This window comes from Rubrilithobacter danxiaensis (assembly GCF_047272945.1).
GTDB classification, from domain to species: Bacteria; Bacteroidota; Bacteroidia; order Sphingobacteriales; family Sphingobacteriaceae; genus Rubrolithibacter; species Rubrolithibacter danxiaensis.
This window is the reverse complement of the sequence record NZ_JBKOPS010000004.1, coordinates 131998-156445: the sequence shown is the minus strand read 5'-3', so window position 1 is coordinate 156445 and position 24448 is coordinate 131998. Positions and strand designations below refer to the sequence as shown.

General features: G+C 34.9%; 19 protein-coding genes. 14 read left to right on the top strand and 5 right to left on the bottom strand.

What is annotated here, in order from left to right; genetic code table 11:
• The first annotated feature begins 17 nt into the window (after nucleotides 1–17).
• The 14 genes from ACLCDL_RS06465 to ACLCDL_RS06400 all read left to right on the top strand — a co-directional run bounded on the left by ACLCDL_RS06465 (nucleotide 18) and on the right by ACLCDL_RS06400 (nucleotide 17280).
• The gene (locus ACLCDL_RS06465; protein WP_423147461.1) at nucleotides 18–1289 is read left to right on the top strand and encodes a hypothetical protein; all 1272 of its coding nucleotides are present in this window, start codon (nucleotides 18–20) and stop codon (nucleotides 1287–1289) included.
• A gap of 1 nt (nucleotide 1290) precedes the next feature.
• Complete coding sequence (locus tag ACLCDL_RS06460; protein WP_423147460.1) at nucleotides 1291–2853, top strand: lipopolysaccharide biosynthesis protein; 1563 nt, start codon at nucleotides 1291–1293, stop codon at nucleotides 2851–2853.
• A 345-nt stretch (nucleotides 2854–3198) separates the two neighbouring features.
• Nucleotides 3199–4455: a glycosyltransferase family 4 protein gene (locus tag ACLCDL_RS06455; protein WP_423147459.1), complete on the top strand. Its 1257-nt coding sequence runs from the start codon at nucleotides 3199–3201 to the stop codon at nucleotides 4453–4455.
• A gap of 3 nt (nucleotides 4456–4458) precedes the next feature.
• Nucleotides 4459–5394: an NAD-dependent epimerase/dehydratase family protein gene (locus ACLCDL_RS06450; protein ID WP_423147458.1), complete on the top strand. Its 936-nt coding sequence runs from the start codon at nucleotides 4459–4461 to the stop codon at nucleotides 5392–5394.
• Nucleotides 5384–6277 carry a glycosyltransferase family 2 protein gene (locus ACLCDL_RS06445; RefSeq protein WP_423147457.1) on the top strand — a complete coding sequence of 298 codons (894 nt, stop codon included), beginning with the start codon at nucleotides 5384–5386 and terminating at the stop codon, nucleotides 6275–6277. The genes ACLCDL_RS06450 and ACLCDL_RS06445 overlap by 11 nt, the downstream gene beginning before the upstream one ends.
• Before the next feature lie 30 nt (nucleotides 6278–6307).
• The gene (locus tag ACLCDL_RS06440) at nucleotides 6308–7486 is read left to right on the top strand and encodes a hypothetical protein (RefSeq protein WP_423147456.1); all 1179 of its coding nucleotides are present in this window, start codon (nucleotides 6308–6310) and stop codon (nucleotides 7484–7486) included.
• Nucleotides 7487–7495: 9 nt separating this feature from the next.
• Nucleotides 7496–8548: a glycosyltransferase family 4 protein gene (locus tag ACLCDL_RS06435; protein ID WP_423147455.1), complete on the top strand. Its 1053-nt coding sequence runs from the start codon at nucleotides 7496–7498 to the stop codon at nucleotides 8546–8548.
• 11 nt (nucleotides 8549–8559) lie between these two features.
• The gene (locus ACLCDL_RS06430; RefSeq protein ID WP_423147454.1) at nucleotides 8560–9387 is read left to right on the top strand and encodes a glycosyltransferase; all 828 of its coding nucleotides are present in this window, start codon (nucleotides 8560–8562) and stop codon (nucleotides 9385–9387) included.
• The gene (locus tag ACLCDL_RS06425; protein ID WP_423147453.1) at nucleotides 9375–10271 is read left to right on the top strand and encodes an NAD-dependent epimerase/dehydratase family protein; all 897 of its coding nucleotides are present in this window, start codon (nucleotides 9375–9377) and stop codon (nucleotides 10269–10271) included. Before ACLCDL_RS06430 ends, ACLCDL_RS06425 begins: the two co-directional genes overlap by 13 nt.
• Entirely contained in the window at nucleotides 10264–11247 is a 984-nt protein-coding gene (locus tag ACLCDL_RS06420) for an MraY family glycosyltransferase (RefSeq protein ID WP_423147452.1), read from the top strand. The genes ACLCDL_RS06425 and ACLCDL_RS06420 overlap by 8 nt, the downstream gene beginning before the upstream one ends.
• A gap of 50 nt (nucleotides 11248–11297) precedes the next feature.
• Nucleotides 11298–13235: a polysaccharide biosynthesis protein gene (locus tag ACLCDL_RS06415; RefSeq protein ID WP_423147451.1), complete on the top strand. Its 1938-nt coding sequence runs from the start codon at nucleotides 11298–11300 to the stop codon at nucleotides 13233–13235.
• Between the two features lie 17 nt (nucleotides 13236–13252).
• Nucleotides 13253–14872 carry a capsule assembly Wzi family protein gene (locus ACLCDL_RS06410; RefSeq protein WP_423147450.1) on the top strand — a complete coding sequence of 540 codons (1620 nt, stop codon included), beginning with the start codon at nucleotides 13253–13255 and terminating at the stop codon, nucleotides 14870–14872.
• An 18-nt stretch (nucleotides 14873–14890) separates the two neighbouring features.
• Entirely contained in the window at nucleotides 14891–15562 is a 672-nt protein-coding gene (locus tag ACLCDL_RS06405) for a hypothetical protein (RefSeq protein WP_423147449.1), read from the top strand.
• Between the two features lie 23 nt (nucleotides 15563–15585).
• Nucleotides 15586–17280: a capsule assembly Wzi family protein gene (locus ACLCDL_RS06400; protein WP_423147448.1), complete on the top strand. Its 1695-nt coding sequence runs from the start codon at nucleotides 15586–15588 to the stop codon at nucleotides 17278–17280.
• A gap of 14 nt (nucleotides 17281–17294) precedes the next feature.
• On the opposite strand, the gene ACLCDL_RS06395 is transcribed toward ACLCDL_RS06400, so the two are convergent.
• From ACLCDL_RS06395 to ACLCDL_RS06375, 5 genes are all read right to left on the bottom strand, one after another.
• Nucleotides 17295–18353 (bottom strand): hypothetical protein, encoded by a 1059-nt coding sequence (locus ACLCDL_RS06395; RefSeq protein ID WP_423147447.1) that lies wholly within the window; start codon nucleotides 18351–18353, stop codon nucleotides 17295–17297.
• 5 nt (nucleotides 18354–18358) lie between these two features.
• Nucleotides 18359–20677, bottom strand: coding sequence for an SLBB domain-containing protein (locus ACLCDL_RS06390; protein WP_423147446.1), 2319 nt, complete (start codon nucleotides 20675–20677; stop codon nucleotides 18359–18361).
• A 118-nt stretch (nucleotides 20678–20795) separates the two neighbouring features.
• Nucleotides 20796–22199 carry an undecaprenyl-phosphate glucose phosphotransferase gene (locus ACLCDL_RS06385; RefSeq protein WP_423147445.1) on the bottom strand — a complete coding sequence of 468 codons (1404 nt, stop codon included), beginning with the start codon at nucleotides 22197–22199 and terminating at the stop codon, nucleotides 20796–20798.
• Nucleotides 22196–23320: a DUF1972 domain-containing protein gene (locus tag ACLCDL_RS06380; protein ID WP_423147444.1), complete on the bottom strand. Its 1125-nt coding sequence runs from the start codon at nucleotides 23318–23320 to the stop codon at nucleotides 22196–22198. Before ACLCDL_RS06380 ends, ACLCDL_RS06385 begins: the two co-directional genes overlap by 4 nt.
• Complete coding sequence (locus ACLCDL_RS06375) at nucleotides 23317–24447, bottom strand: glycosyltransferase family 4 protein (protein ID WP_423147443.1); 1131 nt, start codon at nucleotides 24445–24447, stop codon at nucleotides 23317–23319. The genes ACLCDL_RS06380 and ACLCDL_RS06375 overlap by 4 nt, the downstream gene beginning before the upstream one ends.
• Nucleotide 24448 lies beyond the last annotated feature (1 nt).

Here is a 24448-nt window from a genome sequence, read left to right as displayed (position 1 = left end):
TATAAAGGCAGTATTAAATGAATAATAAGCAAAAAAATAATTACTACTATAATTCTATAACCTCTAATTATGATTCGGACCTTTACGACTCCTTATTATATTTAAGCAATGACACTTTATATAATTATGGTGATCATCAAAATGCGAACGTTAATACTTTAAAGAAATTTGTTAAAAAAAAAATCAAAAGCTTTTTTGAAGTCTTTTTTATTATTAAACTGTTATTAATATCCAAAAGACACAAAAAAAAAATAATATTGAGTAACGCCTACGTGAATTTACAGATAAAGGATTGTATAACACTTTTACCTCCTTGGTCTGTTTCTTTAAGTCAATCTAATCTTTCTTCCTTTCAGCTAAGTGTGCTTATTAAAAGAATTAATACAGTCCTTCGTAAAAGGGAACTAAAAGATTTTTTTTCTTCTAAGTTTCAGAAACTTATTTTTGATTATCAAGTGGAACTCGCAAGGCTTTTTAAAAGTCATAAAGTGCGTTGCTTAATTGTTCCTAACGATTTATCTTTCTACGAAAATATATCAATTAAAATTGCTAGAGAAAATAGGATTCCTACTTTTGTTTATTTGCATGGATTGCCTGCTAGATGTAATGGGATTGACGATAACAGAGCAGATTATCTTATAGTATGGGGTAATGGAATTAAAGACTTATATAAAAAAAGCGGAGTACCGGCAGAAAAGATCCTATGTTTAAAACATCCAATTTATTCTGATTTTATAGAATCAACATTAAGGTCTGACTTTTCAAATGTCTTAGTACTCTCTAAAGCCCTTCCCGGAACCCCTAGTTCTAGTAATGAACTTATTCTCAGTGATAGGACAACTTCTCTTTATTATTTGGAGCTTGTAAAGGAGAATCTAAAAAAATTTGGTGTTAAAAGTGCTAAACTACGTTTACATCCGGCAGAAAGTACTTTATTTTATCAGAAAAACCTTATTGATAATTTTTATTCAATTGAACTCATAAATAAGTCCCAGGCTTTATCCAAAGCATCTTTGGTTGTTGGACCTTCTTCTACTATGATTCTAGATTCTTTGATTGCTGGAGTTAACTATATCTTGTATGATCCAATTATTAAAGATGAAATCATAGCAGGGGCAGAACTTGTATCACCATTTGATGGTTCATCATTTATTAAATTAACTAAGACCTTCGAGGATTTCCAAAGACACGTAACACTTCCTAAAACAAATATCGATTTCCACTTATTGAAGGATTATTTTGAGGTTAATAATGATGATTTTCAAAAGTTCTTGAAGCTTATAGCTTAAAATGAAACAATTTCTAAAAATCTATCTCTGGCAAGTTATTTCATTGTTAAGCGGTTTTGCAACCATGTTCGTGGTGACTCCTTTTCTAGCTTCAAATCAGAATTATTTTGGTATTTATTCTTTTGTGGTTTCATTAAATTTGTTTCTTTCATATGCTGATTTCGGCTTTTTAACTGCAGGAGTAAAGTTTGCAAGTGAAGCCTACGCGAGGAATGATCGCGAGGAGGAGGAAAAGGTTCTCGGATTTGTATTCTTTATCATGTTTTTAGTTTTTTGTCTTTTTGGATTGTTAATACTTTTCCTCGCGTTTAACCCTCAACATATTCTTAAAGGATTATCTACTACAACAGATTTAAATTTAGCAAAAAATCTATTTTTAGTATTTGTGTTTTCTTTGCCAGTTTTAATTGCTCACAGAAGTTTGCAGCTTATCTTTAATATAAGACTTCATGACTATCTATATCAGAGGGTATTTTCCTTGTTGAACCTATTAAAAATATTGATGGCATTTTACTTCTTTCGCAATGGAGGGTACCATATTGTTGAATATTATCTTTTTACTCAAGTTATAACTCTTGTCTCCGTCCTTATTGGCGGTATCTTAGCTATAAAATATTTTGGCTACAATTTTATAGCTTTAATAAAAGCTGTAAAGTTTAGCCCAGAAATTTACAGTAAATCAAAAAAACTTGCTTTTAATAGTTTGTTTGTTACAATATCCTGGATTCTATATTATGAAATGGATTCTCTTGTGATTGGGAAGTTTGTGGGATTGAAAGAAGTTGCCATTTTTAATATTTGTATTTCAGTAATGATGTTGTCGAGGTCATTATACAGTATAATTTACAACCCATTTACGGCTAAATTTAATCATTTTATTGGAAGAGATGAAATGAATAAGTTTACTCTCGCCTATAATAAAATATTAATGATAGGTTTGCCTTTCTCAGTTATTCCGACTACAGTTCTGATACTTACGATGAAAAGCTTTATTTATACTTGGGTTGGGGTAAGTTACAGAAGTTCTATTCCTATTATTACTATAATGTTTGCCAGTTACTACTATACTTTTTTGTCAAATCCTACTTCAATAGCAATGGTTGCTATGCAAAGGATAAGAGGACTTTACTTAAGTAGTGCTTTGTTGCCATTAATATACTGGATAGGAATAGCATCAACTTTTAATTATTTAAATTTAATGGCTTTTGGGCTTTTTAAGTTTTTGGCGATTACAGTTTCCGCAACTTTATATTTCTATTACAGTCAAAAGATGTTTTTTATTAATTGGAAAAGGTTTTTTAGTAGAAGCATTCTGCCGTCTTTAGCTACTATTGTCATTTTAATTTTTTTTAATTTCATATTTAAAGAGAATTTACCAACAACAAAAGGAAGATTAGAATTACTTCAATATTTAGGATTTGTATTGTTATATTTTATTATTGGGATTATGTCCTATTACTTATTATCTAAGGATTTTAGAAAATTAGTAAAAGAAATATATATAGAATTGTTTTATTCTTTGATGCCAAGTAGGAATCATAAGAAAGAAAAATTTATTGATTAAAGTAATATTAGTTATTTAATGAATTCGAGTAAGTGTTGATATATCTAGTTTTAGAACATTTGGAGGACATGTGAAATAATAAAGAATCCTATCGTATTTGGAAGATAAATCGAGATTTATATCTAGTCATTTTAAATGGTTGTATTCTGCGGTTCTTTTAGAGTTTTACAATTTTATTCTAAAATAGGAAGGATAGACTTTTCCATGTGTGGAAAGATACAAGGTAGATTTTTTTAAGAAATTATTATTAATTATCAGAGTAATCTAACCATGTATGAAAATCATTTTCATATTTATTTTCGCTCAACTCATTAAAGATTCACCTTGAATTATACAACAGAAACTGTGAATAGAAAAAAGATACTTGTTTTTTCAGACTGCTATATTTATGGGGGAAGTGAAAGGCTTATTTCATTTTTGATAAAAAATGAAATAATTAAGGCACACTTTGAAGTATACTTTTCATATCGTGCTCATTCGAGTTATAATATCGGCATGAAGGACGATTATAGAAATGTTTCAAAACAACTCATTTTTCCATTAATGTTACTTTCAAACGAGACCTTATTTTTTAAAATAAACTGTTTACAGTTACCTTTTTTGGTTAAGGCAGTAATGAAACTTCCATTTTATATTTTGCAGAAATTTCAGATTTATACCCTCTGGAATGCAGTAATACTTTTTCTTCTATTAAAGAAGGTAAAACCTGATATAGTTCATGTTAATAATGGAGGGTATCCTGCTGCAAAAAATTGTAATCTATTAGTTTGGATTAATAAGATATTTCATGAAGCTACTGTAATTTACCAGGTAAACAATCAGGCACAGAAGCGAAAGGCCGTTTGGGACGTTTTTTTTGATAGAAAAATCGTTTCTTATGTGGATAAATTTATTACCGCTTCTTTTCTTGCTAAGAATAGCTTAATAACAAATAGAAAATTCGATAGTGAAAAAATTGTGGTATTCAATAACTGTGTTGAACCTTCAACAGTAAAGAGAAGTCGTGCAGAAGTATTAAAGGATTTGCAATTATCTAAAAGTAAATTTTTAATAGTTCAGGTGGCATTCTTGACAAAACGAAAGGGACAAGCTTATTTAATAGAGGCAATTGATCAGTTGGTTAAGGAACGAAAGGATATTGAAGATACTATTCAAGTTTTGTTAATAGGAGACGGTGAAGACGAAAAAAAGCTTAAAGATATTGTGACAACCAAAGGACTTGAGAAAATTTTCTCCTTCTTGGGCTATAGGACCGATAGTCCAGATTATATATCTGCTTGCAATATATTTGTACTACCTTCTATTAGTCATGAAGATATGCCATTAGTAATTCTAACGGCTCTTCAACTAGGAAAACCTATTATTGCAAGCGATTTCGCTGGGATAGCTCAGGCGATTCAATCAGGAGAAAATGGGATATTAGTCAATTGTGAGACGAAAAATTTATCTCGGAATTTAGCAGAAAGTATTAAAAGATTATATGACGACCCTGATTTTTGCACAAAGTTATCCAATGCCGCCAAGGACTCATTTCAAAATTATACACCAGAAAAATATGGTAGGAGCCTTGTTAAATTGTATCAGGAGGTTGAGAATGATTAAATTATGATGAAAGAGCGAATATTAGTTATAGGTGGGAGTGGTTTCATAGGATTAAATTTAATTAATTATGTTAATTCGTTGACTGACTCCTGTGAAATTACAGTGCTTTCCCGCTCTGATAGCAGAATTGTTATACAGAACTCTTCTATTAAATATGTCAAAGGTAGTTATGGCGACCTTGATCTTTTGTCATGTCTTTTTAAAAGGGAAAGATTTACAAAAGTTTTTCATTTTGCATGTACTACAATTCCTTTATCTTCAAATCTTGATATTAAATCTGATATTAATGATAACTTAATTTGTACAATTAACTTATTAGAAATCATGCGCTCATACAGTTGTCATTCCATTGTATATCTTTCATCTGGTGGAGCCGTATATGGCGAGTATGATAATGATAAGCTCAAAGAAGAATATCCTTGTCAACCAATAAGTTCTTATGGAATACTGAAATGGACAGTAGAACAGTATATCAAATTATATCATAAGCAGTATGGCTTTGATTATCTAATTTTACGATTATCTAATCCTTATGGACCGTTTCACCATTCAAATCGCCAAGGGGTAATTAATATTGCCGTTAGAAAAGCATTGAAAAGAGAGCCTTTTGTAGTATGGGGAAATGGAAATCAATCCAAAGACTATATATTTGTTGAAAATATTATCGAAGTTCTATTTGAATTGGTTACTCGTAGAATTCAAAATGAAACTATCAATATTGGCTCGGGGGAGAGCTTCTCTCTCAATTTTATATTAGGTAAAATTAAAGAGTTAATACCAACTTTCATAGTTGAGTATCAAAGTGCTCGACCTTCTGATATTATGAGCCTTAGCCTTAATGTTAATAAATTACGTGAGATGATTTCTTTTAAACTTACACCTTTTGATCAGGGATTACAGCGTACAATAGAATGGGAAAGGAAAAATTATGGCCAATAAGTTTAAATTTTCTGTAATAATACCAACATATAATAGGGCGATCGTATTGGATAGGAGTTTGGATTCTTTAGTAAAACAAACCTTTAAGGATTTTGAGGTAATAGTTTGTGACGATGGATCTACTGATCATACTCGTGAAGTGGTAACGAAATATTATGGTATTCTTGATATAAAATATTTAGTTTCTGATAATTGGGGCGGTCCTGCTAAGCCAAGGAATATAGGTATAAAAATGGCTAGGGGTGAATGGATATGTTTTTTAGATTCTGATGATTGGTGGGAGAGAAATAAGTTGGAAGTTTGTCTGAAGTACATAAATGATTATGATTTTCTATGTCACTCTGTTAAAATAGAAGGAACCAAGAGATCGAAAATTATTCGAGCAAGCTTTCAAGTTGGAAAAGTTTTTGAAGATCTTTTAGTAAAGGGGAACTCTATTGTTACATCTAGTGTCTGCATTAAGAAAGCAATTCTATTTGAAATTGGAGGCTTTGTGGAAGATAAGGCATTTATAGCAGTAGAAGACTTTGACTTATGGCTTAAAGTAGCAGAAAAGGGATACAGATTTAAAATAATTGAGGATGTTTTAGGGTTTTACTCTGTTGGAAACGGAAATATTTCCATGACAGAAAAGCAAATAGAAAAAATAAACACAATTTATGATTACCATATAAACAATTATAAATTAAATAGTTTACTCCTTAAAAAGGTAATAGGCATAAAAAAGTATCATACTGGAAGGCTTCACCATGAAGCATTTCAGTATTCAAAGGCGGTATTAGACTATAAAAAAGCTGTTCAATTGGGTAGTGCGTCAATCAAATTGAAGTCATTATTACATATGGTATTTGCTGTCTTTGGGATAAAAGTTAAGGTTTATTAAGATAATTCATACAAGTTATAATATTTGTAAATGCTTGAAGCAGTTATTCTTTTTCTTGTCAGCATTTTAATCTTTGGATTTCAACCTTTTACCTGGTCCATGCTAGTTCCGCTTGAGGTTCGGGTCTTTGTTCTGTTCCTACTTATTGCGTTATTTATATCTTTCTCTTTTAAGAAAAGAAAAGTTTTTTATTTTTTACTTACATTCCTTCCTTTGTCAATTTTATTAACAATAATTTGGGTACTTAATAGTCCAAGGTCTATACCTTTTATTTTGTATTTTTTTGCTTTTACTATTTTTACTATCACTCTTTTATCTGCTGCTCAAAAAGTTCGGAGGCTTAAATTTGTACTCACGAAGTTTTTGTTGTTTTTAGTGCTTATCCAGTCTATATTAGCAATCTTTTCGTTTTTAACCTTCAATTTTAATTTGCTTCCTTTTTCTTCTATAAAGCTGGGTGATTTTGATTATTATAACTTCTATTATAATCCTTTTTTAGGGTACATTGATCCTAAACCGATGAGCTTTGGAACATTAGGTCGTGTAGCGGGATTTATGTTTGAACCTAGTTACCTCGCCTGGTTTCTTACAACAAATTTTTTTTTCGTACATAAATGCACATCAGTTAAAGGAGTCCAAGTTGTACTGATAAGAGTAATTGTATTCTTGGGTGCCATGGCTACCTGCTCTACTATGTGTTGGCTTGTGTTTCTTATCATATTTTTTGTAAAGCTTGCTTTTGGGTTTTTAAATATGATAGGTGTTCGAAAAGCCATGGCTAATATTGCTGTAGGTCTCTTGGTTTTCTCTGCTCCTATAGTTTTCTTTGCAGAAGGTGGTCAAGAACGGGTAGGAAGCTTATTAGGAAAATCCTCCCTTGATGATCGACAAGCTAGGATTCAAGAAAGTATATTTGTACTACTAACCTCTAGTTCTCAAAAGTTAGTATTAGGCCATGCTCCTGGATTTGTAGAGGTTACTATGGATAAAGGAGAATCTAACCAGTATATTAAATTATTTGTGGAAGAAGGAATATTAGTTACGGTATTGATTATTGGGTTTGTAGTTCACTGTACAAATGGCAGTAAATATTTTATGATCGCCAACTTGTTGTTTTTAAATAGTGCAGTAGTATTATTAACGCCCCTTTTTATAATAAATATTGTAGTTTGTAAGTGGCAAAACGATAAATTGCATAAGAGTACTTAGCTTTTTAAAATGAAAATCGCCTATCTTGTACCTTCATTGATAAATAAGGCACCAATTATAGTTGTAAAAGAACTTGTTGAAGGTCTTGTTAATAAATTAGATAAAGTTGTTGTTTTTTATTTTGATGATATAGTTGAGTTAGATTTTCCCTGTGCAACAATAAAGATTAATCAATACTCTCCATATATTGAATTGTTCACTGAGTTTGATGTTATTCACGCTCATATGTTACGTCCTAATTTATATGTTGCCTATTTTAAAAATAAAATTCATGGAGCCGTAGTTGCAACTCTACATAATTATATTTATGAAGATATAAGTAGCTCTCATGGAAAGCTTATTGGAATATTCACAAGATATATCTGGATTAGGGCTTTAAAACGCTTTGATATAGTGGTTTGTCTTTCAAATACTATGTTGGAATATTATTCCAAGCATATATCAAAATCAAAGTTAATATATATTTATAACGGGAGATCACTGACTTTAAATTCTTGTGAAAATAAAGACGCGGACATTGTAAAAATTGAAAAGCTACGATTATCATATAAAGTTATAGGAGGGGTGGGGAATATGCGTAAGATAAAGGGATTTCACCAGTTGATTAATTTACTAGTGTTAAATGGCGAGTTAGCGTTGGTTTTAATTGGTAATGGTAAAGCAATGGAGGAATTAGTCAAGATGGCCAAAAGTATGGGAGTAACTGAAAGATGTATATTTTTAGGATATAAAAGGTTTTCATTACCATATTTTAAATATTTTGATATATATGGTATGGTCTCCTATTCGGAAGGCTTTCCTTTGGTTGCTTTAGAGGCCGCAGGCGCAGGGATACCTTTAGTTTGTTCAGATTTGCCAATTTTTCGAGAATTATTTAATGAAGAGGAGGCATGCTTTTTTCAACTAAATGATATTTCATCTCTAAACGAAGCAGTTTCTAAGGCATTAGGTAATCCAGTTTTTTATTCGGCCAATGTTAAATCAAAATTTCTAAATTGCTATCGAGTGAAATTAATGTGTAATAACTATCTAGAGTTATATAATTCAGTGAAAAAAAGGTGAACGATATTATAATGAATGAGAAAATTACTGGAAGTATAGTTTTATATAAGAATAATACAGAAAAGCTAACCAACTCAATAAATAGCTATTTAAACTATTCAGTAGGGGGACAACTATACTTAGTAGATAATTCACCGACTGACTATTTAAAAAATATTTGTACTGATTCAAGGATAACCTATCATCATAATCCTTCGAATCCGGGATTTGGAGCAAGCCATAATATGGCAATGGAGCTAGCAAAAATTGAAGGTTCGAAATTTCATTTTATTATAAACCCCGACGTTTATTTCAATCAGGATGTTATTACTCCAATGGTAACTTTTATGGCAAAAAATCCTGATGTTGGGATGATGATGCCAGAGATTTTGTATCCAGATGGGCGAGTGCAGTATTTACCCAAGTTATTGCCACACCCTTCATGGCTTGTAAAGCGAAAATTTACTCATTTCCTACGACAGGATAATAAATTAGTACAAAAATATGAACTGAGGAGTTTTCCCCAAGGGGAACAGTACAATTCCCCTATTCTTTCTGGCTGTTTTACTTTACTCAGTTTAAAAGCAATTGAAGAAGTTGGAGGGTATGATGACAGCTTTTTTATGTATTTTGAGGATTTTGATCTTTCAAGGCGTATGCACATGAAGTATAAGACCCTTTATTTCCCTCAAGTATCTGTTTATCATGAGTATGAAAGTGGAGCTAATAAAAGCCCAAGATTATTTAAGGTATTTTTAAAATCTGCAGTTATATATTTTAACAAATGGGGATGGCTGGTCGACAGAGAAAGAGATATTATAAACAAAAAGACTTTATCACAATTTAAATGCAAATTGTAATAACAGGTTCCTCAGGTTTTGTCGGTACGAATTTAACCGCATACCTTTCTAGCAAATTCCAGATAACGACTTTAAAACTTAGGGTTGAGAACAGTAATAATATTCCTGTTGACTCCTCGGCAGTTATTCACCTTGCGGGCAAAGCCCATGATCTAAAAAATGTGTCTGATTCCGAAGAATATTACCAGGTAAACTTCGAACTAAGCCAGAAACTTTATGATGCCTTCTTGCAATCCAATGCTCAAAAATTCATCATCGTGAGCTCTGTAAAAGCTGCCGCGGATCATGTAAACGAACCTTTAACTGAGAGCTATATCCCCAATCCTCAAACGCATTACGGTAAATCCAAATTAATGGCAGAGGAATATATTCAAAGTCAGCCTTTACCTGAGGGAAAATCTTATTATATCCTTCGCCCGTGCATGATACACGGGCCGGGAAACAAGGGAAACTTAAACCTCCTTTACAAGTTCGTTTCTAAAGGGTTTCCTTATCCTTTGGCGGCGTTTGAAAATAGACGATCTTTTTTAAGTGTAGAAAACTTTTGTTTCATTATTAAAGAACTCTTAGAAAGGGCTGATATTCCTTCAGGAGTATATAATGTAGCTGATGACGAAGCTCTATCTACAACTGAATTAGTATCTATTCTTTCAAAATCTCTCAATAAACCAGCTAAGTTCTGGCATATATATGAAAGTTGGATACGAAGTCTTGCTAAGTTAGGAGACAGATTACATCTACCATTAAATACAGATCGTTTAGGGAAGCTGACCGAAAATTACATCGTGAGTAACAAAAAAATTAAAGAAGTTTTAAAAAAGGAGTTACCTTTGTCGGCCAAAGAAGGAATTTTGAAAACTGCCTTCTCTTTCAAGAATGCCTGAAGTAATAAAGTATATATCTTTTCTATTCCTTTTTTTTATTCTTGAAATTTTATATTTCCGCATTGCAGGAAAATATAAAATTATTGATATTCCTAACGACCGGAGTTCTCACAAGAAATTTACGATTCGGGGGGGAGGAATCATTTTTTCTATTGCAGCTATTTGCTGGTTTTTACTTTCCGGCTTTCAGGCTCCGTTTTTTATTGCAGGTTTAACTATTATTTCGGTGGTTAGTTTTATTGATGACCTGGAACATATCCATACTAAAATCAGGTTTGTATTTCAACTGCTTGCCGTAGCATTAATGCTTTTTCAACTCCCCATGGAATTTGAATGGTTTTGGTTCCCGGTTATATTTCTGTTATTGGTTGGAACTATTAATGCCTATAACTTTATGGACGGGATCAATGGAATAACGGGGTTGTATAGTATAGCGACATTGCTTTCTTTGCTTTGGATTAATACGAGTGTTGGGTTTACAGATTCTTTTTTAATCATATTAACGCTGCTATCTGTCTGCGTGTTTGGCTTTTTTAATTTCCGAAGAAAAGCGATTTGTTTTGCCGGAGATATTGGAAGTGTTTCCATTGCTTTTATTCTGTGTTTCCTGATCATTAATCTGGTGATAAAAACAGGAAATATAGCCTATATCCTGATCTTACTGGTATATGGCCTGGATGCGGGGACAACCATACTGTTTCGGTTAGTTAGAGGAGAGAATATATTTGAAGCGCACCGGTCTCATTTTTATCAATATCTGGCAAATGAACGAAAATGGTCCCATCTGTCTGTGTCCTTGTTATTCGCAGGAGTGCAAGTCCTGTTCAATATTTTATTAATAACAGGGGTGTCTAAAAGTAGCAGCGTTTTAAACATAGTATCTGTAGTAGGTATTATCCTTGTTTTTACCGGAGTATTTATTTACCTCCGAATAAAAATTCAGGGAAAAGAGCAGTTATTTCATAGCACGTATTAACCTGTGCAAATTGAAATTAACTGTATATTCGTTTCTTTATTGTTTTTAGAATGTTCACTAAAATAAATATTGTTCCCCGCTGGATTATTTTCTGCCTTGATTTAATAATCTGTCTCCTCTCTTTAGCTTTCGCTTATTTTGTTCGTTATAATTTTGATATCAATAAGATCGATCTGATTGAGTTGAATAGGAATTTTTTGATATTTACATTTATTAATTTTGCTGTTTTTTATAATATCAAAACATATGCAGGAATTATCCGCTATACAAGTGCCCAAGATTCTTTCAGGATTCTTTTTTCTATCCTGTTAAGTAATTCTCTGTTTTTTATTACTAATCTTTTTTTAATATCTTTTAAACAGCATCCTGTAATATCAAATGCTGTGCTGGTAATTAATGGTTTAACCAGCTTTCTGTTACTCATTACATACCGTGTTCTTGTTAAATATTTCTTCATATACATCAAAAACCTGAAAATTGATAAGCGCCGTGTAATTATATACGGAGCAGGGGAAACAGGAATTGCCCTGAAGCGAACGCTCGACCATGATCCGAAAGTAAATATGAGTGTAGTCGCTTTTTTGGATGATGATGACCGTAAGTCGAAAAAGGGAATAGACGGTGTACGTATCTTTCATGCCAGCGACTTTAAGACACACCTTACGCAATACGAAATAAATGATCTCCTTATTGCTGCTAATATATCTCCGCAGAAAAAGAATGAGATCGTTGATTTTTGCCTAGAGAACAATATAAAAGTGCTGACACTGCCTTCTGTTCCTAACTGGATTAATGGACATATTAATACAAGCCAGATACAGAACATTAAAATTGAGGACCTTCTGGAGCGTGACACTATCGAAATTCATAACGAAATTATTAGCGATCAGCTAAAAGGTAAAAGAGTATTGGTTACCGGTGCTGCAGGGTCAATAGGAAGTGAGATTGTACGGCAGGTCGCCAAGTTTTCGCCACAATTAATTATTTTGAATGATCAGTCCGAAACCCCTTTACACGAATTACAATTAGAACTGCAGGATAAAAAACTGGATGATGTTTTTCATTCCTTCATCGGCGATGTAAGAGATCAGTGCAGAATGGAGGCTCTTTTCCGGATTTATAAACCGCATTATGTTTATCACGCCGCTGCATATAAGCACGTTCCCATGATGGAACATAACCCCTCTGAAGCAGTGCGCACCAACGTTATGGGAACCCGTATACTTGCGGACCTGGCGGTAAAGTACCAGGTTCGGAAATTTGTCATGATCTCTACAGACAAAGCTGTAAATCCGACAAATGTAATGGGGGCCTCGAAAAGGATCGCGGAAATTTATGTTCAAAGCCTATTTAATTCCAGACAAAAGTCCGAACCGACTTCTGAAGAAACAAATCCTCATTTAAATGGCCATTCGTCAGTAGGTACAAAATTTATTACCACCCGTTTCGGAAACGTGTTAGGGTCTAACGGCTCAGTGATTCCGAGGTTTAAAGAGCAAATTCAAAAGGGAGGGCCAATTACGGTTACTCATCCTGAAATAACACGTTATTTTATGACTATACCCGAAGCTTGCAGATTGGTGCTGGAAGCGGGATCAATGGGTAACGGCGGGGAGATATTTATTTTTGATATGGGTAAATCGGTTAAGATAGTTGAGCTGGCTAAAAAGATGATACGCCTGTCGGGTTTAATTCCTAACCAGGATATTGCAATTGAATTTAGCGGTTTAAGGCCCGGTGAAAAACTGTATGAGGAACTGTTAAATGATCTGGAGAATACCGTTCCTACCCATCATGAAAAAATAATGATTGCCAAAACACGGGAATATTCTTTTGAGGAGATAAGAAAAAACATAGAAGGGCTTATCCGTTTAAGCTGCGAATATAAAGACCGTAATGTAGTTGTAAAGATGAAGGAAATCGTTCCGGAATTTAAGAGCAACAATTCTATTTATGAGGAGCTGGATATGCAATCAATAGATAATTAAGTACTTTTAGCAGAGTTATGCGATTATTATACTTTTTGATAATTATATCTGCTTTTTTATCATTGCTTAATCCTGTAAATGCTCAGCCATTACCAGCAGGAATGCCAGTGCTTGAGGACGTTTATCGCAGAGCACAACTTAATGGAGATATTGATTCTACACTGTCCTTTACTATTCGCCCCATTTTTCCAGTATCTTCTTTAAAATCAAATAATACTTTTGATCCGGATAGTACGTTACAACGAGAAAGATGGATAGAGTTTTCAGGTCTCTTGCAATCTTCTAAAAATACCTTTCGTTTCCAAATATTACCCCTGATATGGCAGCAAGAATATAATTCAAGTCATCCGTATGGTTGGAACGATGGAATGATGGTACCTTCAAAAGGCTACCAAACTATGATCAGCGGCGGAGTATTTGTAAAAGCAGGGCCATTAAGCATTCAGTTAAGGCCTGAATTTGTTTATGCGCAAAATTTGGCTTTTAAAGGCTTTTCTGCTACAGGAAGCTATCCGTATAATACTAATATTGATCTTCCCGAACGTTTTGGAAATAAACCGTATTCTGAAGGTTCTCTGGGACAAAGCAGTATTCGTTTAACCTTTGATCCTGTATCGGTTGGAATATCTAACGAGAATTTATGGTGGGGACCCGGGTTACGAAATTCACTGCTTATGAGCAATAACGCTCAGGGATTTAAACATTTCACTTTAAATACAATACGTCCTGTAAAAACACCGCTCGGATTTATAGAAGGACAAATAGTAGGGGGACGTTTAGAAGGATCTGGATATACTCGGAAAAAAGAAGACTGGAGATATCTGTCCGGATTTGCTTTTAGTTATCATCCCAAATGGATACCAGGCTTATTTTTAGGCTTAACACGGACTTTTCAAATGTATCACGAAGATATGGACGGACGATTGGACGACTATTTTCCTTTCTTTCAACCATTTGAAAAAGTTAAAACTAATGAAGGAGAAAAAATACGAGATCAGTTAACTTCTGTATTTGTGCGGTGGTTATGGCAGAAGGCAAAAGCGGAGTTGTATCTTGAGTATGGCAGAAATGATCACTCTTATAACCTGAGAGATTTTACAATGACACCGGAGCATTCCCGGGCGTATATTTTTGGCATGAGAAAACTTATTCCATTAAATCATAAACAGGAGCAAATACTTGTAGCACTGGAGCTAACCCAGCTTCAGCAAACAATTAATTATATTGTAAGGAATGCTGGAGCGTGGTATTTGCATGGGCAGGTTTTGCATGGTTATACCCACAAAGGAGAAGTTTTAGGAGCAGGAATTGGGCCAGGCAGTAATTTACAATCATTTGAAGTAAGCTGGGTAAAGAATTTAAAAAAAATAGGGTTGCAATTTGAACGTTATACCCATAACAATGATTATTACAATGCAAATTATTCTGGTAGCGCTTTAGAGGGTAATTGGGCAGACTTTGCAATTTCCGGAAAGTTGGAGTGGAATTATAGAAACTTAATTTTAAACGCAGATTTAACCTATATTAAATCTTTGGATTACCAATGGCGTGTATTTAGAACCAATGCCTTTGAAGAAAGTCTGAACAGAAACCCATCCAATTTACACGCCCTTCTTGGTATTACATACCGGTTTTAATAAAAGGAATTTATATTGATGTCGATAATAAATTTTAGATACAAGTTAAAGTACTTCTCAACTATCGTATTTGTGTTACTGGCTTTGTCTATTCAAAGCTGTAAAAAAACGACAGCTAAGAGAACGGTAATATACCAGAATAATTTCGAATCAGGTGATAGTGTAAACCTAACTAATGCGAAAATTACAACATATCTGAATTCAAAAGTTTTAGGCAGGTTCAATACTGGCTTTTTTACGCTACAATTAGACAACATTCCAGAACATGATCTGATAGAAGTTTCTTTTGACCTTTATATTCATGATAGTTGGGATGGAAATTCAATAGGAAATGAGATTGCTTTTGGGGGGCCGGATATTTGGGAAATGACTGTAGATGGGAAGAAATATATAAGTACTACCTTCTCTAATTCTGTTTGTAATGGGAGTTACTGTATACAACAATCTTATCCTTATAATTATCCCTATTTAACAAATCCGGGTACAGGTGCTGCAGATACTAATCTGCCTCCTTTTTGTACTACTAACCCAGGCACCAAAACATCTTTATATAAGATTAAGAAAGTAATAAAGCATAAAAAAGGTAATCTTGTCCTTACTTGTATGGATAAACTTGTACAAACTAATACTGAAGATCCATTATGTGATGAGAGCTGGTCTTTAGATAATATAATTATAACAGCACTCTGATAATAAATGAAAAAATCTGATTTATGAATGACAAGCGCTTCTATACTTATATAATAATACTTTTTTGTTATTTTTTAGGGAGTAATGCTTATTCTCAATCTTTACCAGTCGGTATTACTACTTTAGAGGATTATTATCGTAAAGAGCAACTGGAGGGTAACATAGATTCTACTGTTTCCTTTACTATAAGACCACTAAGTAGCAAGATTTTTTCTGATCCTGAAAATGTCTTTTTCCCTGATACTTTTAGAAATGGTTTCAAATTTCTGGATATTTCTCCTGCTGACAAATCAAAAACTGGCGAAGTAATAAAAATACTGCCTTTAACCTGGTATCAGCAATATAATTCATCTTATCCATACGGAAGAAATGATGGATTAATTATTCCGGCTAAGGGATACCAGACTTTACTTACCGGTGGATTTTATCTTCAGACTGGAAAACTGAGCATTCAGTTTATGCCGGAGATCGTCATGGCACAAAATGCCAGCTTTAATAGCTTCCCTTCAAGACATTATCCTGTAATATGGCAACGATATTATAACTATTATAACTTTATTGATTTACCAGAGCGCTTTGGAAATAAAACATATGCTAATTTAGATTTAGGCCAAAGTTACATCCAATACAATTTTAGAAATTTTTCCGCAGGGCTATCAAATGAAAATTTATGGTGGGGACCTGGTCAAAAAAACTCTTTATTACTAAGTAACAATGCACCTGGGTTTAAACATCTTAGTTTAAATACAAATAATCCGTATAAAACAGTAATTGGAAGCTTTGAAGCTCAATATGTTTTTGGTAAGCTTGATGAGTCCGGGTTTACTCCACCTGAATCAGACCGATTATACTTGGGTACCACATTATATCATCCTAAACCCATAGAATCTCGATATATTTCAGGACTGGTTGTCACATACCAGCCAAAATGGGTACCGGGTTTGTTTGTTGGCCTCGCACGTACCAAGCAGCTATATGGAAGTGATATTGATGGAGTAATTGACTTATTTCCAATTTTTAACTCCTTCAGACATGATAATGCGGATACAAAAATTGCTATTGCCGATAAATATGCTTCTTTGTTTATGCGCTGGTTTTTTAAGGAAGAACAGGCAGAGGTATATTTTGAATATGGAAGAAATGATCAATCTCAAAAATTTATGGATTATGTTAAAAATCCAGGTTTTGGCAGAGCATATATAGTTGGTGTAAATAAGCTTTTTGATTTAAATAAAGGAAACGGTACAAAAATACAGGTAGCATTGGAGGTTACTCAACTTCAACAATCTTCTAAAGAAATTATAAAGGATGCAGGGGCATGGTATGTGGATAAATATGTGCGACATGGTTATACAAATCAGGGACAGGTTCTAGGCGCAGGTATAGGTCCTGGTTCAAACCTTCAGTCATTAGATGTTTGCTGGTGGAAAGGAATGAAAAAAATTGGGATTAGGATGGAGCGGCTAGTTCATAACAATGATTTTTACTATTATGCTTTTGAAGATTCAAAAGACTTTAGAAGGCACTGGATAGATTTGAATGTGGGCGTGTTGGGAGAATGGAACTATAAAAATCTATTATTAAGCGCTAAGCTTATCTATACAAACTCTCTGAATTATCAATGGGATTTAAAACAATCCGATCCGAATACTTACTTTGTTAATGGTAAAGATGTAACTAATTTTCATGCATCTTTGGGAGTAACTTATCGGTTTTAGAAAGGATAATTAGACTATTGTTTTTTTATTGATAATAAATACAGAGAATATAAAAAGACTGCTACTACAATTCCAAGTCCAATTGCAGCCCAATACTTCAATTCATTTTTCTTTAATGGATATTCTGGTTCATCTACAACCTGAAAAGTTGGTGTTTCCTGTGCCAGCATTGTTTTACTTACCTCAAGATTTTTGATTACCTCAGAATATATAGTAGACAGTACCAACTTATCTCGTTCCTGAAGTTCCTGGTTTACATTAGCAGTAGGGTATGCGGGATTAATATCTAAAAGTATTTGATTAGCGGCTGAAGCCGAATAGGTTTTTTTATTAAGTATTTTGGAGATACTGTCTGCCCTCCCTTGTAATTTTTCTACATTTATTCGTAGTCGCTTTGTTTTTGTACTTGTATAAAAATCTGCTGCTTTGTCCAAGAGTCTCCTGCAAAATAAAGCAGCCACTTTTTCATCCCGCATGGTGGATGTTAATTCAAAAAAACTCAGTTTTTTATCGGGTTTACTAATCCCGAGTTCTTTCTCATTTATCCTTTTAATAATCACCGAAAGTAAGCTGTCCTGCAGTCTCGTATAAGCGGAATCGTTTGCAGGGAAACGTATATTATTGCTGTACTTGGCCCATTTTTTCTTAAGGTTATACACTTCAGCATAACGGTCGGCAAGGGTTTTTCCGGTACTGTCGGAGTAGTTTGTAAGAAGGGTGTTTTTAATAAGTTTATGGCTGTGAAGTAACTCCTGCACATTATCTCCTGCTAAAACACCGCCTGTTCCCGATAAACTTCCCAGGTCAAAACCAAACTGGCCTGCAAGCGCCGACATGATGGAACCTCCTCCTGGCTTAGATTCTTCAACTACAAAGGTTAAACGGGCGGTATAGGTAACAGGCCATTTCCAGGCTAAAAGTGCTCCCAGAACTGCTCCGATTATTAGCGCTATAAATAGTTTCGGCCTTTTACTCCAGAGATAAAGAAAATCGTCTTTTCTGTTTGTTATCAATTCTTTAAACGAGAAGTTTTCCTCGACAGGGTACTGCGCCGTTGGTTTTTGATCTTGCATAAACGCTATTTATTTAAAATGGCTATCAAACCTATTAAAGCAGTTAATGCCGATGTTATACCGGTAATCTCTCCAAGCCCGAGTTTAAATTTGAATTCAGGAGACTTTTCAGGAACAATTATCTTACTTCCACGCTCAACACTCGGATAGTTCTTAAAGAATAAAAAGCGTTTTACGGGTTTATTGATCCCGTTGGGATACTGAACGTAAGCGCCGCTTAACCTTGCATTTTCCGTGGTTCCTCCGGCAGAATTGATATAATATTTAAAATTACGGCCATTGAATGAAATGAACTGCGGATTATTTACCGCTCCTGTAACTTCTACTAAAGGTACATCCCGCGGAACTACTAAACTGTCTCCCGGCATTAAGATAGATGCTTTTGTATTGTAACGGGTTTTTCTGCCCGTTAAATCCATGTTTACTCTTATCCCGTTTCTGAAAATCTGAATATTGTCCAATGATCCTTCAGGTGTTAATCCGCCGGCTCTTTGCAGTAGTTCTGTTGCCGTCTCGTCTCTTCTTTGTAAAGCATAATCTCCAGGAAATAATACCTGCCCGGCAATTGTTACATTTCCAATGGCATGATAATTTACCAAACGCGGAATATGTACATAATCTAAGGGCTCCAGAAGAATAGTATTGTTTGTTAAACTTGAATCAACATCGACGGTAAAAACCTGTAAAAGCTGATTAGCAACGGTATCTGCATCGTTTTTTACCAAACGGGATATTTCAACCCTGTGCGTTGCAGCATCGTTTGTAAAGCCTCCCGCCATCGCTATTATATCGCTTACTTTCATTCCTTTCCGGTAAGTGAAGATGCCGGGATTTTGAACGAAGCCGTCAATAGAAACGCTCAAAGTTTCTTTTAATGCCTCATTAGCAAAGATCCTTACCGAATCTTCACGCAGCAGCGAAATATCTGCATCGGAACCGGATAGAATGTTCTTTACATTGAACGAGATCATCTCTTTTTCAGAGCTGCCTTTTACCCGTTTAATAATTCCGTTGGTAAGAAAAGCATCTTCACGTAAACCGTCTGCTTTTTGAATAAGCTGTTTCAGGGTAAGTCCTGGAGTTAATTCAAATGTTCCAGGACGATAAACAGCTCCTTCAATCACAACCCGGTTGGCGAACCTGTTTAATATAGGTTCAAAATAAACAGAATCGGCATTTTTTGGAACAAACTGATCAAACAGGTTATTCGGAACATCTTTTACCCGTCGTTCGGTTTCTCCCATCTGAACTACTTTGGCCATTGCTTTGTATGCTACATCGCTAAACCCACCTGCATATTCTATTAGATTTTCAAGCGTTTCTGTATCTTTCAGTTCATACATTCCCGGCCGTTTAACCTCCCCGTCAATAATTATCCTTTTCTTGTACACCGGTATTCGTATTACATCCTGGTCTTCCAGCCGGACATTACCCGCAAGGAAACCTTTCTGCAGAAAATTATAAAAATCTACGGTTTGCAGAACTTTATTATTTCTTATAACCTGTATATTTCTTAAAGAACCTTTATCAGAAGGGCCGCCGGAAAGGTAAAGTGCATTAAATAAACTCGAAAGCGATGATATGGTGTATGTTCCCGGCTGAACAACTTCTCCGATTATTGTTACCCGGATACTGCGAACACTGCCTAAGTTCACGGCTAACTGTGTTTTTCCGGATGCCAATGCTGGGTATACTTTCTGCATTCGCGATTTGATAACCGATGTGGCCTGTTCAATTGTAAAGCCGTTTAGATATACCAGGCCCACATAGGGAATTTGTAGTTTCCCTTCCGGGCTGATTTTACTTGTTACTGTAGTTTCATTAAGTCCCGTCAGAACGATTATTACTTCATCATCGGGTCCTAAGACATAATTTTTAGGAGTGGCAATGCGAATATTGGGCTCAAATTTCAGGTTTGGGTTGCTGAAGATGTCGTATCCGTATATCGGGGATTTCTTTTTTACGGGTTGTTGAGCCGAAATTTTGGAAGTATCACGGGCAAAACTTATGCTGTCTTTTTTGGTCTTAACATTGTTTTGATTACCTGCACTGGATTTTGCGCCAGATTGTATCAGGGCCAGACGTTTTCTAAATGCTTCTATTTCGGTTTGAGGTAAGCCTTTTTGTGCAAGCAACTGCATAGCAGCGGATTCAGACATGCCTGTAGTCTGAAATTGCTTCCATATTTGCAGGATCTGCTGATCCGATAGTTGACTGACTTTTACCTGCTGAATATTTACTGTTGAAAGGGATTGCCCCCAAAGGTTAATGGTAAACAATAAAAATCCAAGAAGTAATATTGAGAATATAGATTTAAAACCCATGTATTATTGCTGGCTTATAGAATAAATAGCTGCAAATATAAATTATAATCTTCGAGTTATAGAATGATAAATAAGGACTTATCCGATTAATAAACCCTTTTATATGAAGTGATGTTATTTAATACGCGTTTTGGTCACCGCGGAAAATATTGATGATAGTTTGTAATATAATCTGGCAATCCAGCCAGAAAGTCCAGCTGTGGATGTAGTAAAGATCAAAGTTTACTCTGCGTTGCATCGCTTCAGGAGTTTTTGTTTCACCACGATAACCATTTACCTGTGCCCAGCCGGTTATGCCCGGTTTCACTAAATGCCGCAGCATATATCTGTCAACCAATTGGATAGAAGCCAGATTTAATGGGGTAGGATGTGGACGGGGGCCAACGACAGACATATTACCTAAGAGAACGTTCCAGAACTGGGGCAGTTCATCCATGTTGGTTTTTCGTAAATACCGGCCTAGTGGTGTTACGCGTGAATCATTAGGCGAGGCCTGCAAATAGTTTCCCTGCGCATCCGTTTCGGCACTTCCATCCACCATTGATCTGAACTTGTAGCAGATTATTTTCTGGTTATTAAGGCCCCATCTTTCTTGTTTGAAAAAAACCGGACCTTTTGAAGTAAGCTTTATCGCCAAAGCGATAAGAGGTAACAACCACCAGCCAATTATCAGGAAAAAGAGTATTGAAAATCCGATGTCGAAGATTCTTTTTAATACTTTGTTCGCCCATAAATCCTGCGGTAATGAGCGGAGATTGATTATCGGCAGAAGGCCAATATTATTTACCTGGATATTGCTGGAGGCATATAGATACAGATCGGGAATTATACGGACCCTTTTAGCATGAAAATCGCAAACTTCAATGCAGTTTTGGATCTGCTCGTGTTTTGAGTTTGGCAAAGCAATAATTATTTCATCAACTGCTTTTTCTGCTAAGATATTTTTCAGGTTATCGATTCTTCCTAAATAAGGACAGCCGTTTAGTTTAGTTTCTTCATCATCCAGAAATCCAATGCATTTGTAGCCGTAATAGTAATAACGGTTTACGGTGTCATAAAAATCTTTAGCAGCAGGTGTTGACCCGATCAGCAGGATCTGTTCATACAACTTCCCCCGGTATATTACACTATGGAGGTATTTTCTTAAAATGTATTTTGTAAAAGTTATCAGGAAGAACAGCGTTGCAAAGTATATTACGAAAAAGTAATTGCTGAACTGAAAATTGTTACGAAGAAAAAACAGGAATGATGTAAGCAGGATGGCGAACAATAAAATTGTAAAGGTAATGTAAATGATCTCTTCCGAATACTTTTTCGTTCTCCGGTCAGTATATAATCGCGAAACCTGTGCAGCGCTGTACCAGGCAATTATTGAAAAAAGAATAAAAACGAAGCCATACGATTCATCAGAGTATATTTCAGTATTGGGAAAAAAATATTTGGCAATCCAGAATGAGATAAAAAGGATTGGAGCATCTATCAGGTATCGTATAGTATTGTAAATATAATAAGATCTCGTCATAGAGAATTCTCTTCAAATTTAGGATCGGTCAGTTTTTTTATGGCTGTAAGATATGCATCCGTTATATTTTCCCAATTATATTTTTCGGTTAATCCATAAACAACGTTCGACCTTAAGTCGGCTAATTTATTTTCATTTTCCTCTAAATCTTCGAGTGTTCTGGCAACTGAGTTTTCATTTTCCTGAAAGAACATTCCAAACTCGCCGTCATTTAACATTTCTCGGTTAAAGCAGGTGTCTAAGGCAAGAATAGCGCAATTATTTGCCATTGCTTTAAGCATGGTTGGATTTGTTCCGCCAAATTTATGGCCGTGAAGGTAAGCAAAACTATGCTGATATAAAGCCATTAATTCGTTACTGTCGGTTACATAGCCGGTAAAAATTAGTTTTTCAGATTTAAGTCTTTTTAACTCATCAGCATAGGCATCCTTGTATGGAACATCGCCAACTACAACCAGTTTTTTATTGGTTTTCGCCTGCAGAAAGCCCTTTATAATCAGGTCTGCATTATTATCCGGGATTAACCTTCCTACAATAAGGTAGTACTCACGAGGATTTAAATTAAACCGCTGCAGGTAATCAGCTGTAGTCTGAACATTTTTTGGTGCGCCATAAGCTATTACCAGCGAATCCCGGTTAAATTCCTCGAGGTAAACGTTACGCATAGCTTCAGCATCGGTAATAATCAAGTCGTAAAGCCTGGTAGCTGTTTTCGCGGCAAAGTAAAAATATTTAGCTCCCAATCCTTTCCATTTTGGGCGAAGCCATTCCAGTCCGTCAACATTTATCAATGTTTTTTTTCCTCTAAGCTTTGGTATCCAGCCAAAAGGACCATTGGCAGCATTAACTACGAGAATAGCATCTGCTGAACTGAAAGTGGCATGGAACATGGAAAGGAATGAGTGAATAAGCTGGCTCAAAGATTTCTTTTCGATAGTCGGGATATAATGCAGGTGTACCCCGTTTACCTCTTTCGGATAAGAACTGAAGAGATTTTTATGGCAATAAACATGTACCTCGACCCCTTTCTGTACCAACCTTTCGGAAAGTTCTTTTACAAAAGTTTCATAACCGCTATATACATAGGGGTAGCCACGGGAGCCTATGATGGATATTTTCATCTGAACACCTCAACAATGGCGTTATTAAACGCCGTAATTGAAAATTCAGTAATAACTCTTTTATAAGCATTCTCGCCCATTCTCAACCTTTTCTCACTGTCTTTAATAATTTCAATCATTTTTTTTGCCGATAGTGCAGCATCATTTAATGGAATCAGAACTCCCGAAACACCATCTTCTATCATTTCCACTGCTCCTCCTTGTTTAGTTGCTACAACAGGCTTAGCAGCTGCCATGGCCTCTAAAACTACGGTGGGAAAAGGATCAGGTAAAACCGACGGCAATACAAAAATATCTAAAGAATTTAAAATATTAACAATGTCAGTCCTGTATCCTAAATTAAACACCCTGTCAGCTATTTTTTCTTCTTCTACTATCTTTTCTAATTTCGAATACAGATACTCATATCCTGGGAAAGCATCTCCAACCATTACAAAATAAATATCCGGGTTAGTTCTTGAAAGTTCTCCTGCTATTCTTAAGAAGTAATCTTGTCCTTTCCAATAATGTACTCTTCCAATCATTCCAATAAGGATACAGCTTTCGTGGAGATGGAGCTCTGCCTTTATAGCTCCTGATTTTTCTTCAAAGGGTCTCAGATTAATGCCGTTATAAATCCGAATTATTTTATCTCGTGAAGTAAACTGGTTCCAATGTTCTTTAACAGCATTTGAAGCTGCAATTATTGTAGCGCTCAGATTATTTAACAGGAAACCAGTTACTTTTACAAAAAACCAGGGGCGCGTTGTAATTTCTAATACATGCCAAATGTGTTTAATGCCTGCTTGTTTTGCTACTAAAGCCCCAACAAGAACCGCGGTTGTGTGTGAATAAACAATTTCTATTTTTCTTTCACTAATTAGCTGTTTAAGTTCTCTTTGCGCCTGGCGAATTACATTTATTCTATTAAGGAGACCCCGAGGGGATAAATATTTTCTTCTTAAAATTCCCAACCGAATAATCTTGACCTCTGCGCCCAAATCTGTTAATTTTTCTGTTAGGGGACCATTCTCGGATAGGATAACAATTGGATTGTCTCCTTTTTCAATCAGGCTTTTTATAACATTTAAAAGTACCTGGCTGGCTCCATATAAATCAGAAGAACTATGCAGAACTAAAATATTCATC